General features: G+C 43.4%; 12 protein-coding genes. 5 read left to right on the forward strand and 7 right to left on the reverse strand.

Features of this window, described 5'->3' with window-relative positions; translation table 11 throughout:
- Nucleotides 1-119: 119 nt before the first annotated feature.
- On the forward strand, nucleotides 120-584 hold the full coding sequence (locus Q4592_RS17195) for a hypothetical protein (RefSeq protein ID WP_303515432.1): 465 nt from the start codon (nucleotides 120-122) through the stop codon (nucleotides 582-584).
- Here Q4592_RS17195 and Q4592_RS17200 read toward each other — a convergent pair.
- From Q4592_RS17200 to Q4592_RS17215, 4 genes are all read right to left on the reverse strand, one after another.
- Nucleotides 581-1402: an Mbeg1-like protein gene (locus Q4592_RS17200; protein WP_303515435.1), complete on the reverse strand. Its 822-nt coding sequence runs from the start codon at nucleotides 1400-1402 to the stop codon at nucleotides 581-583. The genes Q4592_RS17195 and Q4592_RS17200 overlap by 4 nt on opposite strands.
- Nucleotides 1403-1491: 89 nt before the next feature.
- Complete coding sequence (locus Q4592_RS17205; RefSeq protein ID WP_303515438.1) at nucleotides 1492-2067, reverse strand: hypothetical protein; 576 nt, start codon at nucleotides 2065-2067, stop codon at nucleotides 1492-1494.
- A 44-nt stretch (nucleotides 2068-2111) separates the two neighbouring features.
- On the reverse strand, nucleotides 2112-2891 hold the full coding sequence (locus Q4592_RS17210; RefSeq protein WP_303515440.1) for an alpha/beta fold hydrolase: 780 nt from the start codon (nucleotides 2889-2891) through the stop codon (nucleotides 2112-2114).
- Nucleotides 2881-3900 (reverse strand): DUF2817 domain-containing protein, encoded by a 1020-nt coding sequence (locus Q4592_RS17215; RefSeq protein ID WP_303515441.1) that lies wholly within the window; start codon nucleotides 3898-3900, stop codon nucleotides 2881-2883. Before Q4592_RS17215 ends, Q4592_RS17210 begins: the two co-directional genes overlap by 11 nt.
- A 164-nt stretch (nucleotides 3901-4064) precedes the next feature.
- On the opposite strand from Q4592_RS17215, the gene Q4592_RS17220 reads away from it, so the two are divergent.
- From Q4592_RS17220 to Q4592_RS17230, 3 genes are all read left to right on the forward strand, one after another.
- A complete protein-coding gene (locus Q4592_RS17220; RefSeq protein ID WP_137674506.1) occupies nucleotides 4065-4757 on the forward strand; it encodes a sensor histidine kinase KdpD in 693 nt (230 codons plus the stop codon).
- A gap of 31 nt (nucleotides 4758-4788) precedes the next feature.
- Entirely contained in the window at nucleotides 4789-5553 is a 765-nt protein-coding gene (locus Q4592_RS17225) for a DNA repair protein (protein ID WP_137674505.1), read from the forward strand.
- Nucleotides 5554-5683: 130 nt separating this feature from the next.
- Nucleotides 5684-6643 (forward strand): methylenetetrahydrofolate reductase, encoded by a 960-nt coding sequence (locus tag Q4592_RS17230; protein ID WP_303515446.1) that lies wholly within the window; start codon nucleotides 5684-5686, stop codon nucleotides 6641-6643.
- Nucleotides 6644-6707: 64 nt separating this feature from the next.
- Here the strand turns inward: Q4592_RS17230 and topA are convergent, their stop codons facing one another.
- On the reverse strand, nucleotides 6708-9338 hold the full coding sequence (gene topA, locus Q4592_RS17235) for a type I DNA topoisomerase (protein WP_303515447.1): 2631 nt from the start codon (nucleotides 9336-9338) through the stop codon (nucleotides 6708-6710).
- A 301-nt stretch (nucleotides 9339-9639) separates the two neighbouring features.
- Between topA and astB the strand changes: the two genes are divergently transcribed.
- The gene (gene astB / locus Q4592_RS17240) at nucleotides 9640-10980 is read left to right on the forward strand and encodes an N-succinylarginine dihydrolase (RefSeq protein ID WP_303515450.1); all 1341 of its coding nucleotides are present in this window, start codon (nucleotides 9640-9642) and stop codon (nucleotides 10978-10980) included.
- A gap of 56 nt (nucleotides 10981-11036) precedes the next feature.
- Here astB and sohB read toward each other — a convergent pair whose 3' ends face one another.
- Nucleotides 11037-12062, reverse strand: a complete 1026-nt coding sequence (gene sohB, locus Q4592_RS17245) for a protease SohB (protein WP_303515453.1) — start codon at nucleotides 12060-12062, stop codon at nucleotides 11037-11039.
- Between the two features lie 108 nt (nucleotides 12063-12170).
- A complete protein-coding gene (locus Q4592_RS17250; RefSeq protein ID WP_303515455.1) occupies nucleotides 12171-14627 on the reverse strand; it encodes a VolA/Pla-1 family phospholipase in 2457 nt (818 codons plus the stop codon).
- Nucleotides 14628-14674: the final 47 nt, after the last annotated feature.

Raw genomic sequence — 14674 nt, forward strand, 5'->3', positions numbered from 1 at the left:
TTCCTATAAGCTATTTCCCTTACTTATATAGTGGCACTGATAGATACGCGAATAATAATTAGACATACATCACATTTTTGGTAGAATCGTCGGCGATTCCTAAACTTACGGCAGAAATAATGCTTCGAACTTTGCTCTATCGAATTCTTTTTCCATTCATTATTGTGCTGCTGGTTATGATCCTAGCCATATTGCAAATGCAGAAAGTGACCTTAGCGAAGTTTTACGACAAAGAGCTCAGTGTGTCTGATTACCTTAATTGGTTTTCTACCCACCCCGCCAACACTGTTGATGTACTCACCGTACTTAAAGCCAAACAGCCAAATCATCATGGTGGAACCACTAAAGATTGGTGCCCTAGCGTAAGTTCTGACGACGGTTTTGTTCATATTAGCTATTTAGACGAGCAACCCGTTTGTTGCATGTTGGGTAAAGGCCAACGTTACGTTTATTACAAGGAAAATGAACAGGAAATCACTTTACTGTGTGGCCGTTGGCCAAGAACTGAAGTAGTGAGCGTAAACAAGAAAGGAATGCGCGCTGTGCAGTCCTATCGTAGTGCCAACCCAATTGTTCAACCTTAATGTTCGTCAAAGTAGTCTTTGTTACGAATATACTTGCGCATGTAATGGTAAGTAAAAGGAAGCAGTAACCAACTCACTATCGATTTAGATAAGCGATACCAGGTTGGCGTGTTCTCGTAAATTTTCTCGTCATGTAACCAAAGCATTCGACCTACGTGCCAATACATAAATGGCACTGGCGGCAAAAAAGTCACTACATCCAAGTCACAACAGATTCGATAGGTTTTTCGGTGTAGCGTGTAATGCTTTTTAAAATTCCACAATCCCGTTGCTGGTTGACCAAAAGTAACCACCCGTTTAACTTTTTTGGGATACTTCCTCTCTAAACGATCTGCCACTAACACAGCCATGCACCCACCAGAGGAATGCCCAGTAAGTGATATGCGTTTCCCCTGTGCCATTAAGGGTAACAGTATCGACTCTAGCCGCTGGTAAACGGTCAGCTGGTGTTTGCTACGGTGTGGGTCACAACTTAACTGTTCGAGCAGCTGCAAATAGCCCCAGTGCACATGATATTGATAGCCTTCTGCCACATACTTTTTAGGTATAAATGCCAAGTTAACTAACCAATCAAAAATGTTCATTGAGCCGCGAAAAACCACAATCACTTCGTCTTTGTTTTCCTTCCATAATACGCGTGTGGTAGAACGTCCCCAGCGGTCAAACACATCTTGATAAACGTATTTGTCTAATTGCTCAACCATGCCTTCCATCGCAGAGGGATAAGCAAGTCGGCACAACACTGCGTAGCGTTCATATTGGTAACGTTTTAGCTTTTTGAGTTTAGCTGTGGGTTCTTGATGTACAGTGTGGTTCAACAGCAAATCCGAGACTAAATAAGGTAGCTTATTGAAACACAGTGTTTCCTGCGCAATATGACACTTTAGTGAAACCACACAGTTTAACCTTACTCAGCGTAATGCTTTAGCCAGTATTGTTGAGCTCGTTGTGGGTTTGGGGCAACAAGTTTGAACACATAACCCTTAGTAGTGGCGTGCGCCGCAAAAAAGCTGATAGCTTGAACACTACCACTTTCTTTTCGCTCTACCCTGCCCCAATGTTGATTGAAACTTAGTAAATCAGGAAAAGCTAACTGTAATACTTGTTGGCGACATTGATCGTCACTACTAGGGAACAAAACCAACAAATTTGCTTGTTGCCAAGGTTTGTTTTGGCTAATCAAAGCAAGCTGCTTTCCAAGGGTTGCTGTCCAAGCTAACTCAACAATGACCAAGCGACCTTTTAAAGGTGCAAGCGTTTTGTTGATACAGCTAGAGCTAGTGGGAAGGACAACTTGTATATGGTCTTTTAGTTCAGGCTCAAAGCCTGAGCTTTGCGTATTGGCGAGATGTTGAGTTAACTCTGTTACTTTTTCCAATCTAAGCGTAAGTTTTGGATAAGCGCCTTCTACTACCTCTAGGGCTAACTGGTTAGCATATAAAAGTGGGCTAAAAAGTACTAATAGTGTTATCCATAGCTTCATATGTCACATCCTTCTACTCTACCAATTTTAGTCTTAGATGAGGTCTAATCTGAGGTCAAGCTTTCTAACCACGCTTGTATTTGTTTTGCAGTCCAATCGGGTGCGTCTAACGGTAAGTCATGCCCGGCGCTTGTATGTTGCTTATGTGTGCAGGCCCAATGCTTGGCGAGCTGCACACTACATTCCGCACTAACCAACTGATCTTGCTGACTACTTAACACCAAAACAGGCACCACTGGTTTAATGGCTAATTTAAACAACATCGCTGCTTTTAACTGACTAAAGGCATTTGTCTTTGTTACAACATGTTCCTTTGACCATGCTAGCCAGTTTTCCACAACATCGCCATGTAAGGCTGGAAACTGGCTTGTTACGTTCATTATTCGCTGCTGTCGTTGTCTATCTGTTTTAGCAAATAAAATACCCCACACTTTTAGGTATGACTGCCATCTTAAACGCTGATAAAACGGCGAAAACGCTGCGTTTGAAGAATTGATTAATGTTATCGAGTGTATTTCTTGTGGGTATCTATCTGCCCAATCTACTGCCAACATTCCCCCCAAAGAAATCGCGACTAAATCAACCTTGTTTATTTCAAGCGGACTTAGTTTTAGTTGAATCCTCAAAGATTGTCGCAACTCGGCAATACTTGACGGACTTCTAAGGTTTGCAAGCGAACCATTTCCGGGAATATCAAAGCTTAAAATCTTTCGCTCAGGCAAAGTCTGCTGAAGAACTGTTTTGAAAAATCCCCAATGGCGTTGCTCGCGAACCAAGCCTCGAATAAGCACGATTGGGCGAGGCTCCCGATTTTTATTTGTCATTAAACCATTTGTCCTTAGCCAATTTTGTAGCACGTTTTAGCGGCTCAGTTTGATGAAGTACGCGCCAAGAGTAGCTGGCGTTAATTAAAAACTCCATTAGCACCAGGTGTCGCCTTAAAACACGCTGAACGCGATGTGGTTTCATTGGATGGTACAAACCTAAACTACTAAACACTTGTAAGGGGTTTTTCTTTAACCAACGCCAAGATCCCATTTCCAAGGTTAGTGGGATGAAGATGCCTGGTCGTTTTAATGATTGCTCGTAACAATAATCCCAGAGATCACCATTGCAGACGTAATGTTTGGTTTGAGGCTCAAATAAGTAGTTTTGATGGGGAAAGCTCTCAAAAAATACCTGGCGTAAACGATATACAGAACCAATATCTTCAATAGCCGTGGTGGCAGACTTTGCATAGGGAAACCAAATTCGATCTTGGTGACCAAAACCACTGTGGCAATCCAACACTAAACTAAATGGCCTGCCAAAAAGGTGTTGTTCGGCAAAGTCATAAATGGCTTGGCTTTCTGTTTCCATAACGCCGTTTTTATTCCCCTGATACCAAGGTAACCGTCGACTAATTCGCTGGCCTCCCACCATAAACGTCGCCTTACCTTTCGCATAACTCGGTGAGTTACGCATTAGGTCTACCCCATTACCATTAGCTCTTCGCTGTAACACCATTCCGCTCGGGTTTACGATGGGAATGAAAACCAGACAACACGCCTCTAACAACAACTGTAGTTGTTTGTCCCAATCCAAACGGCTTAACAAACTATCCATAAAAGACAGCACAACTTGGCTACCAATGCGTTCTACTCCATGGACCCCACCAACAAAACAAATAGCAGGTTTGTCTTGGCTCGCATTACCGAGTGAGATCAGATGTACCGGAAAGCTGTCGGTTTTACATTCAACTTGGCAAAGCTGTTTTACCGTGACTTTGTCTTGGTGTTTATTAAGTAAGGCTAAAAGCTGTTCCATCTCTGGAAATTCAGATTGGCTTCGCATCGCTAGTCCACTTGCTATAATTGGCAAAATACATCTAGCAAAAAGCCATTGCAGATATATTACACTGGTGACTTATTTAGACCATTCAGCTTTTGGAAGTAGTTGATTTTGCGAGAAAGCTTAGCTTCAGTTACACTGCAATTAAGCGTAAAAAAGGATACATCATGCCACTTAACGACAAGCTCGATTTTTCTTCGGTTTTGGCTACCGCCGTTCACGATATGAAAAACTCTTTAGGCATGTTGACCCAATCAACTGAAGCAATCGCACTTCGTTCTAAGCAGAATGGCCGTGAAGATAGCGAAGAGTTATCTCGCTTGCATTACGAGGTGTCTCGTTTAAATGGCAGTTTGATGCAGCTTCTCGCGCTATATCGCTTTGAAAAAAAACAATTACCCATGACCATTGAAGAGAATTATCTAGAAGATTTACTCAACGATGTGTATTACAAAAACAAAAGCTTCATTGAACAAACCCAAATGAAAATTGATATTGAGGTGGATGAATCTTTAAGCTGGTACTTCGATGTCACCCTAATTGAGTATCTGTTAAGTGATGTAGTAATTAACGCGCTGCGCTATTCTAAAAAACAAATTAAAATATCTGCAAAACAAGCCGATAACTATTTATGTATACAAGTAGATGATGATGGCGACGGTTTTCCGCAAAGCATTATTGACCTAGCAAATGCAAAAGTAGCGTCTCAACTAGATTTTGTTAATAATCGTAGTGGTTTAGGTTTGTTTTTCGCGAAATTGATCGCTAAAGCACATATAAATTCGGGCAAGGAAGGTAGAATACATATCGAAAATGGCAGCTTCTTAGGTGGTAGTCGTTTTAGCTTGTATCTCCCATAGCCCAGTAAATAGGAAATTTTTCGGTTAGATTATGGTATTTACCTTAGTATTGCTTGGCGTTGGCGCATTGTTGTTTCTGGTTATCGGATACAACATGGTGCAACAATTTAAACAAAAACAAGAAACAGAACGTCGTTTAGCAATCGCCAAACAAAAGGCCATTATTAACGAGACTGAAGAACTGTTACTGCACTCCTCTATTCTTCCCTACAGTAAAGAACTGGTAGAGCTTTTACATAAACGTATGTTAGAAGCGCTTAATCAAATTAAAAACACCGACCCCAGTGTAAAAGGCCTAAACAACCGAATTCGCGCCACCCAGGGGCAACTGAGTCAAATTAAAAATGCGGGTGAAATAAGCGACAGCGCATTTCGTGCTCCAGATACCGACAAAGACGCCTTGCAGATGCTGCAAATCGTAAAAAAAATACGTGCCGTGGTACGTTCAGAACACGCTAAAGGCCGTTTAAACACCCAAGTATTTGTATTAGAAGACCGCCGTTTAGAGTTAATGCAACTTAAGGTGAATATTGAAAACGCCTTAAAACGTGCCATCGAAGCCCAAGCGCTTCGCCAATGGGGTACGGCTCGCCAGTTACTCAACAAAGGCATTTCTGCACTGAGTAACATCTCTGACCGTGATGCCTACTTAGAGCAAAAGCTACAAGATATGCGCCGCATGAATCAAGAAATGAGTGACAAACTGAAGTCTGATAGTAAACAAGAAGCTGAAAACTTAGCCGAAAAAGAAACTGACGAATTGGATGTATTATTCCAACCTAAGAAAAAATGGTAAGCCTAGCCTTACATCTTCACCCTACTTCACTTGCATAGCTTTACAGGCCGCTCAGCAACTACACAGAGTTAGACCTAACCATTAAAGCTATGCGAGAATAACCCCAAACAAAAAAGCTAAAAACTCAACCATGCGCAAAACACTTCAACAGATCTCAAGTGACCCTTTTCATGGGGTCTACTTTATTGGAACCACTCCACCTAAACAAAACACCGACATAGAGAAAGTAAGTGATATTGCTGACAAGTTACTGTCTCGTTTAGATGAAATAGATTACGACGGCTTAATTGTTTACGACATTCAAGATGAAAGTAGTCGGATCGACAAACCGCGGCCGTTTCCTTACATGCAAACCCACGACCCGCGCTTGTATGCTCAACTTCTAATGCACAAAAGCCAGCGCTCGGTAATTACTTATAAAAGCGTGTCACAGCGCAATGAAGCTGACTTTGTTAGCTGGTTAAAAGAAGCTTGGCACCAATACGAAATTCGTGATCTGGTTTTAGTAGGCAGCCCCGCGGCTAGCAACAACATTCAATTAAGCTTGGCTGATGCTTATAAGGCAATAGAACAGCATTCACCCGATTTTTATTTGGGTGGTGTAACCATCGCTGAGCGCCACGCAAAGAAAGGTGACGAGCACGCGCGCTTGGTGCATAAAACCGAGCAAGGTTGCCAGTACTTTGTGTCTCAAGCGGTGTACAACGCCCAAGCAACCATCGACATGCTTACCCGTTACGCACACGAATGTAAAAAGACTCAGCAAAAACCGCAACGCATCATCCTTACCTTCTCCCCTTGTGGCAGTGCTAAAACCTTGGAGTTTATTGAATGGCTGGGTATATCGGTACCAGAGGCGACCAGCTTGCGTATTCTCGATGCGGAAAAGCCGCTTAAAGAATCGATTCTAATTTGCTACAACAACTTGGTACAAATTCTAGAAGCCTGCTTACCTTTAGGGATACCACTAGGCTTAAACATTGAAAGTTTAACCAATCGCAAAGAAGAGATTGATGCGTCAATTTTGTTGTATAAGTTGCTTAAAGCCACAATGGACAAAAAGTTAGCTCAACTGCAGTTAAATAACTAATCCGCGTTAAGCAAGCCCAATAAAAAAGGAAGCCTAGGCTTCCTTTTTTAGTGACATAAGTGGCCTACTTTTTAGGCTTTTTACGTTTATCTTCTTCTACCCACTTACCGGTGGTGTGGTAAGCACGCCACCCCGTAGGTTTGCCTTCAACTTCAGTACTTAAATACTGCTCTTTCGTTTTACGGCTATAACGAACTAGAGACTTAACGCCATCGGGATCTGCTACCGGGCCATCGGCTAAGTAGTAGAACTTCTCAGGTAATCTATCTCTGAAGCGTTTCAACTCTTCAACTAAAGGCGCGCGTGTTTCACGTGAGCGAGGGAAGTTACTAGCAGCCATAAAGATACCAGATGCGCCATCACGCAATACAAAGTAGGCATCACTGTTAACACACTCTAGTTCAGGCAGATGAACGGGATCTTCACGTGGTGGAGCCACTTCGCCATTTTTAAGGATTTTACGCGTATTGCTACAATCCTCTCCCGTACAAGCCATGTACTTACCAAAACGACCAGTACGTAGCTGCATGTCGCTGCCACACTTTTCACACTCAACAATCGGGCCGTCGTAACCTTTAATTTTAAAGCTACCTTGCTCAACCACATAACCCTCACAATCAGGGTTATTACCACAAACATGCAGTTTACGGGTTTCGTCAATCAAGTAACTATCCATTGCGGTACTACAAACCGGACAACGCTCTTTAGCACGCAGTGCTTCAGTTTCTTGCTCTTCAGAGTCGGCGGCTACAGCCTCTTCACCAGGGATCAAGTTGATCGTACACTTACAGCGTTCTTTCGGCGGTAGCGAGTAACCCGAACAACCTAAGAACACTCCGGTACTTGCTGTACGGATCCCCATAGGGCGTTCACAGTCAGGACATTTGATATCGGTGATCACCGGGCTATTGCTACGCATGCCGGTTTCGTCATCATCTGCTTTGGTTAGCTGGCCTTTAAAGTTTTTGTAAAACTCGTTTAACGCCTGTTTCCACTCAAAACTCCCGTCAGCTACTTTATCAAGACGCTCTTCCATATCGGCGGTAAAGTCGTAACTCATTAAGTCTTGGAAACTTTCGGTTAAGCGTTCAGCGACAATCTCACCCATTTTCTCCGCGTAAAAGCGACGAGCCTCAGTGCGAACATAACCGCGATCCTGAATGGTTGAAATAATTGAAGCGTAAGTAGACGGACGACCAATTCCACGTTTTTCCAATTCACGAACCAACGACGCTTCGTTAAAACGCGCAGGTGGCTTAGTAAAATGCTGTTTAGGATCAAGTTCTACAAGATTTAGTTTGTCGCCTTGGCTTACAGCAGGCAATACGCCATCGTCAGCTTTACTTGCTTTGCCTACTGGTTGTACTTTTGTCCAACCGTCGAAGCGTAAAATTTTACCTTTAGCGCGTAATTCATACTCGGCAGCATTTACTGTAACCGTCGTCGCATCGTATTGTGCATCGGTCATTTGACATGCTAGAAATTGGCGCCAAATAAGGTCGTACAATCGCTTGGCATCTGCGTCAACACCATCAACGTGTTCGCTTAATACCGTAACATCAGAAGGTCGAATCGCTTCGTGAGCTTCTTGGGCACCTTCTTTGCTCGAATAACGCAAAGCGTTTTCTGGCAGGTACTTAGCACCAAAATTATCACCAATATAGCCTCTAGCAGCCTCTACAGCGTCGTTACTCAAGTTTGTTGAGTCAGTACGCATATAAGTAATGTAACCGGCCTCGTAGAGCCTTTGAGCTAACATCATGGTGCGTTTCACGCCAAAACTTAACCGGGTGCTCGCGGCTTGTTGTAACGTAGAGGTGATATACGGGGCTTTCGGTTTTGAGCGAGTCGGCTTATCTTCGCGCTTAGCAACCGTGTAATTAGCGCCTTTTAAACTATCAACCGCAGCAGTTGCCTGCTGCTGATTAACCGGTTTAAAGGCTTGGCCATTTTGTTTGGCCACTTCTACCCGTAAACCTTCGCCCAATGTCGTCGCTAGGTCGGCGTGAATGTCCCAATACTCTTCAGGTACAAAGGCCTTAATTTCACGCTCTTTTTCTACCACTAAGCGAACCGCTACAGATTGCACGCGGCCTGCAGATAATCCTCGAGCGATTTTCTTCCACAGCAATGGAGAAACCATGTAACCAACAACACGGTCTAAGAATCGACGAGCCTGCTGGGCATTAACCCGGTCCATGTTTAATTCGCTGGGTTGCGAGAAGGCATCTTTAATCGCAGATTTAGTAATCTCGTTAAATACCACCCGCTTAAAACGGCTATCATCACCGCCGATAATTTCTTTTAAATGCCACGCAATTGCCTCTCCCTCGCGGTCCAAATCGGTTGCGAGATAGATGGTGTCAGCATTTTCGGCGAGAGCTTGAAGCTCGCTAACTACTTTTTCTTTGCCAGGCAAAATTTGGTAATTAGCTTTCCAATCTTTTTCTGGGTCTACACCCATTCTGGCCACAAGTGCTTTCTTGTCTTTGGCCTTCTTTAACTTGGCTTTTTCTTCAGCACTTAGGCCCTTTGTAGACACTGGCGCTGCTTTCTTTTTATTGGTCGCGCTGCCGCTGCTAGGCAGATCACGAATGTGTCCAACACTTGATTTCACCACATATTGGCGTCCCAAGTATTTGTTAATCGTTTTTGCTTTAGCTGGTGACTCTACAATTACCAGAGATTTGCTCATATTGTTCTTTTTACCATTGTGTCCGTCTGGTTGGCCCACCGACGGAAAGTAGTAGACAGTTGTTCTTTTTTATATTGCTCGAGAGTTAGCATAGGTCAATAACTTTTTTAAATCTTTGGTTTATTGGGTGAATAATTAAGCACTCGACCACAAAGATACAAACTGATAACATCTGAAACTCCCTATTAAGGGTAGTGTTATACGCTTGATTTTCTTCACATGCCAATATAAATAACCATTGGCAAAGATTTTTTCAACAAAAGATAACTCATTTTTCGATGAGCGTAGTAAAAGGAAGACTATGAAACATTTTGAAGTCAACTTTGACGGTTTAGTGGGTCCCACTCACAATTATGCCGGTCTTTCATTTGGTAATGTGGCTTCGTTATCCAACGCCCAAAATGCTTCCAATCCTAAAGAAGCAGCCAAACAAGGTCTTCTGAAAATGAAGGCCTTAAATGATTTAGGGCTAACTCAAGGCGTGCTGGCCCCGCAACAGCGTCCAGATTTAAATTTATTACGTCGTATCGGCTTTAGCGGTAACGATGCTCAAGTGTTGCAACAAGCCGCAAAGAAAGCCCCAGACGCTTTACTGGCCAGTTATTCAGCATCAAGTATGTGGACAGCCAACGCAGCAACCGTATCACCTAGTGCAGATACCGAAAATGGAAAAGTACATTTCACTCCAGCCAATTTAACTAATAAATTGCACCGTTCCATTGAGCCAGAAGTGACTGGCAATATTCTAAAAGCGGTATTTTCTGACAGTAAATATTTCGAACATCACCAACACCTGCCCGAAAATGACTATTACGGTGATGAAGGTGCAGCCAACCATACCCGCTTGTGTAATAACTACGGTGAAGCGGGTTTGGAACTATTTGTATATGGCAGAACAGCGGCTAACAGCAACGCCCCTGCCCCTACCAAGTTTCCAGCAAGGCAAACCTTAGAAGCCAGCCAAGCGGTGGCGCGTTTACATGGCTTAGACGCTGATACTGCGATTTTCATCCAACAGAACCCCTCAGTGATTGACCAAGGGGTTTTTCATAACGATGTAATTGCAGTAGGCAACCAAAATGTCCTGTTTTATCATCAACAGGCATTTTTAAATACTCAGCAGCAACTTAAGCATATTCAGCAACGTTTCGGCGAAAATAAGCTACATTTCATCGAAGTTGGTGACAATGAAGTAAGTCTAGATGAAGCCGTTAAAAGCTATTTATTTAATACTCAAATCATCACTACCGCGCCTGGCGAGATGGCCATTATTGCCCCAACTAATTGCCAAGAGTCTGAGCAAGTGCATCGCTATTTAGAAGATTTAGTCGGCCGAAATACACCAATTAAACAAGTACATTATTTTGATGTTAAACAAAGCATGAGCAACGGTGGAGGCCCGGCTTGTTTGCGCTTACGTGTAGCTTTAAACGATATGGAGTTAGCTGCCGTGAACCAACACACCATTATGAGTGAGCAGTTGTTTAACAACTTAAATAGCTGGATAGATAAACACTATCGCGATAGCTTAGCGTTTGATGATTTACGTGACCCGCAGATGATTACAGAAGTGAATACCGCTTTGGATGAGTTAACCCAAATTCTTCACTTAGGTTCTGTTTATCCTTTCCAACAAAACTAACTCGCAGATACAAAAAAGCCTGATAATAATCAGGCTTTTTTCATTCAAACTAAACGCTATTTAGTCCAGTCCCAAGACTGTGATTGAACTAATTTCATTACGCCACGTTCAACCCCAACACTAGCGGCTTGGCTGAGTTTTTCAGCGAGCTTTTTCTTAGTATGATATTTAAACTGAATAACTTGTTTATCGCTAAACTGTTCCATTAAGTAATCATCACTAGTACTGACTTCGTCTACCAACTCTAAACCAAAAGCTTGCGTGCCATACCAATGCTCGCCAGTGGCTACTTTGCTAATATCCAATTGCGGGCGAAACTCTTGCACAAACTCTTTGAATAGCACATGGGTCTCTTCTAGTTCGGTTTTAAACTTCTTACGTGCTTCGTCAGTATTCTCACCAAACATGGTCAATGTACGTTTAAATTCGCCAGCGGTTACCTGCTCAAACTCTATATCGTGTTTTTTCAGCACTTTATTAAAGTTTGGTAGTTGCGCTATCACACCGATAGACCCAACAATAGCAAAAGGTGCAGCAATAATTTTGTCTGCAATGCAGGCCATCATATAACCACCGCTTGCGGCAACCTTATCAACCGCAATGGTCAGCTTAATACCTTTCGCTTTAATACGTTTAAGTTGCGATGCAGCTAATCCATATCCATGAACCATACCGCCGCCACTCTCTAAACGAACTAAAACTTCGTCTTGTTCTTTAGCTGCAACGAGTACTGTGGTGACTTCTTCACGCAAACTCGCGACTTCTTTAGCGTCAATACTGCCTTTAAAGTCGATAACAAATAACCGTGGTTTGTTTTGTTCTTCGCCTTTTTTCTTATCTTCTTTTTGTTGCTGTTTCTGCTGCTTCTTATATTGCTTAAGCTGTTCTTTACTCATGAGGTTATGATTCAGCTTGTCTTCTATCTCATCTTGTCGATCACTAAGATCAGTGACCTCTAATTCGCCACTCTTGTGCTTAGTTTTTGAAGATACTGCGATAACCACAACCACCACAGCAATAATGGCGATAACAATGGTTAAAGCCTTCGCAAAAAACAATCCAAACTCGATCAAAAAATCCAAACTTCTGCCCTCTTAAATTCAAGCTGTTATTAGTACCACAGCTTGAAAGACTAACCAAGCAACAAAAAAGGCCTGCGCGATGCAGGCCTTAGATTGGTTATTTTTTACTTATTGAGCGTTGCTAATTACCGAGCTGTCATTCACCACTACCGTTGCATTTCCAGCATCAGCGCTTACTGCATAGCCCACAAATTGGCTTTGCATTTCAACGGTTGTCGCTAAACTCACCGTCGGTGAAATCAACGAACTGTGAGAGCCTTGGCCAAAGCGAATCGCATAACTACCTGCAGACGTTACTGCTGCGCCCTCTAATCCCATGGCAGCAATTAGCGGCTCGGTTCCCACTAGCGGTAACGTTGGCAGCGAGTTTGGTATCACTTGGTCACCACTTCCTTCACTACCATCACCTACTACCTCATGTACCAATACTGGCATAGAAAAGCCTGCTTGCGCATAGTTTAGCGGGTCTGCTCCATCTACTACTGTTTGGCCCAAAGCACCAAATACTTGAGCAAAAGCCGCATAATTGGAGTCAATAACTAGCTGCGCTGCTTCTGGGTAGGTAGCTTGGTAAACCGCAAACTGCTCCAGTGCCGTGGCTGAGTCGTTATCTTCAAACCCTAAGCCGGCAGCCACTAAACCTAAGTAACCAGGGTTTGCTTTAAGGTTTGCTTCAACTAAGGGGGCAAAGCTAGGCGAATTTTGGAAAATACCTGCTAAACCACCACCTGGCACGCTAAACGAAGCACTTTGCAAGGAGTAATCTATAGGAAAGCCACTAACCATGACTTCACCAGCTAATGCGGCGGCGCCAACTCCAACAATAGAGCCCAACGACTGGCCAACAAAATGAACCATGCTACCATCTAATTCTGCCGGAGCCGTAGCTGCTTGAAGTGCAGCTCGCAGGGCTAATAAATCAGCACTAGATTGGCGCAAGTTTTCACGAATGCTTAAAAAGCTACCTAGATTTGCAAATACTTGCGCATCAGCATTAGCACTTAAATCTGCATTTCCATCGCCTGTTAAATCAATGCCACGGGTGCCGTGATAAGGTAAATCCATCGCTAACACCGCATACCCTTGAGCAGCATAACTAGCGGCTATGCCCGCTGCAGTTTCTTTTAGCGAGCCAATCCCATGTTGGAATACCACAACTGGCCAACCATCTGCCGGCATAGTTTGTCCAGTTAAGGTTTCGTCAGGAAGGTAAATATCTAGGTTGAGTAAAGCAGTACTGCGTGTTTCTGGAATCGGGTTATAAGCAGTTAAATGGCGATGTGCATCTACGGCTTTAGTTTCGCCGTCTTCAACGTAGGTTAAACCCGCTAAATCGGCTTGAGCTAACAGGGTTCCGGCAGTTGCAGTATCGCCGCCCGTCAATAGACCACCAAAAGTCGCTGTGTCAAAACCTTTAGCACCAGCTTGAGCCCAAAAACTAGTGGCGCTAGCTTGGTCGGCAAAGTCGGCATTAGTTTGTAACAACTGAAGAATGGCAACCGGGCTATCCGTTCTAGCTTGCGCCCACTTATTCATATCAGCCCCCGTAATGTCTGGATTATCTAAGTCAGACAAATAATAAGGAACCGATAAGGTTGATTTGAAGTACTTAGCTGCAGCAAAACTCGGCTGGCTAGCGCCTAACACGGTATTTGCTACATCTTCTGCAGTAGAGCCAGTATCAACCAATGCGCCTAAAGGCAGTAGCCCGTTCAGCGCCATACCTCCGTATACTTGTTGCAATGCGCTAAGTACACTTCCTACTGATTGCGTAGTAAACACCGCGGCGTAACTAACAGCTTCTGTTACCCCTTCAGCAGCTAACAGACCATTGTTGAAGCCAGTTAAACCTTTTAATTGCTGAGTGGTTGCATCGTCTTCAGCAGTAGCTGCAGTGCTTAGTAATTGATAACCACTGCCCGCTTCTACCGGGCGACCGTTGCTATCTAACAGCGATTCTGTAATCGCAACCATATAAGATGTTGCGGTGGTGAAAGGTTTAAGCGGCATAACAACTATGTTGCCGTCGCTAAAAGTAGCAACGTAGTCTTCGCCATAAACCAACTGTTCATCAATCCTACAAGTTTGGCCGGCTGAAAAACTACCGCCGTTTTCGGTCACATCGGCGCAGGTATCAACAAAACCAGAGGCTCTCACTTTGTAAAGCAAAACGCCTGCAGCAAAGGTGCTTTCATCTAAGGTAGTATCAATTTCTGCATTATATTCGCCTTCTTCGTCACCATAACCAAGAGGAATACTAAACGGTACGCTGGTCTGCCAGCCATCTAGGGCGCCAAGTACGTTGGTAATAGATTGATACTCTTGCGTAGCCACAATAGCAGCTTCACTAGGTAGATTAACGGTCCCGTCTTGGCTGCCATTAAACAGCAAATTATTTGGTGTAGAAACATCACCAATCAGCGGATTGAAACGAATTTTTACTGAGTTTGGCTCATTTGGCGTGATATCATTACTGAAATCAAAAGGCGAGTTGCTACTACCACAACCTGCAAGAGTAACAGAAGTAAATAAAGTGACAGCTGTAGCTATTCGGGACAAACGCATATTAGCAAATTCCTTTTTATTGTATGTTTTTCAAAGAAACCTTAAAC

The organism is Agarivorans sp. 1_MG-2023 (assembly GCF_030548385.1).
GTDB lineage: Bacteria > Pseudomonadota > Gammaproteobacteria > Enterobacterales > Celerinatantimonadaceae > Agarivorans.

Coding starts and splice junctions, on each gene's coding strand:
- Q4592_RS17195 (WP_303515432.1), top strand. CDS start 120: ATGCTTCGAACTTTGCTCTATCGAATTCTTTTTCCATTCATTATTGTG.
- Q4592_RS17205 (WP_303515438.1), bottom strand. CDS start 2,067: ATGAAGCTATGGATAACACTATTAGTACTTTTTAGCCCACTTTTATAT.
- Q4592_RS17210 (WP_303515440.1), bottom strand. CDS start 2,891: ATGACAAATAAAAATCGGGAGCCTCGCCCAATCGTGCTTATTCGAGGC.
- Q4592_RS17215 (WP_303515441.1), bottom strand. CDS start 3,900: ATGCGAAGCCAATCTGAATTTCCAGAGATGGAACAGCTTTTAGCCTTA.
- Q4592_RS17220 (WP_137674506.1), top strand. CDS start 4,065: ATGCCACTTAACGACAAGCTCGATTTTTCTTCGGTTTTGGCTACCGCC.
- Q4592_RS17225 (WP_137674505.1), top strand. CDS start 4,789: ATGGTATTTACCTTAGTATTGCTTGGCGTTGGCGCATTGTTGTTTCTG.
- Q4592_RS17230 (WP_303515446.1), top strand. CDS start 5,684: ATGCGCAAAACACTTCAACAGATCTCAAGTGACCCTTTTCATGGGGTC.
- topA (WP_303515447.1), bottom strand. CDS start 9,338: ATGAGCAAATCTCTGGTAATTGTAGAGTCACCAGCTAAAGCAAAAACG.
- astB (WP_303515450.1), top strand. CDS start 9,640: ATGAAACATTTTGAAGTCAACTTTGACGGTTTAGTGGGTCCCACTCAC.
- Q4592_RS17250 (WP_303515455.1), bottom strand. CDS start 14,627: ATGCGTTTGTCCCGAATAGCTACAGCTGTCACTTTATTTACTTCTGTT.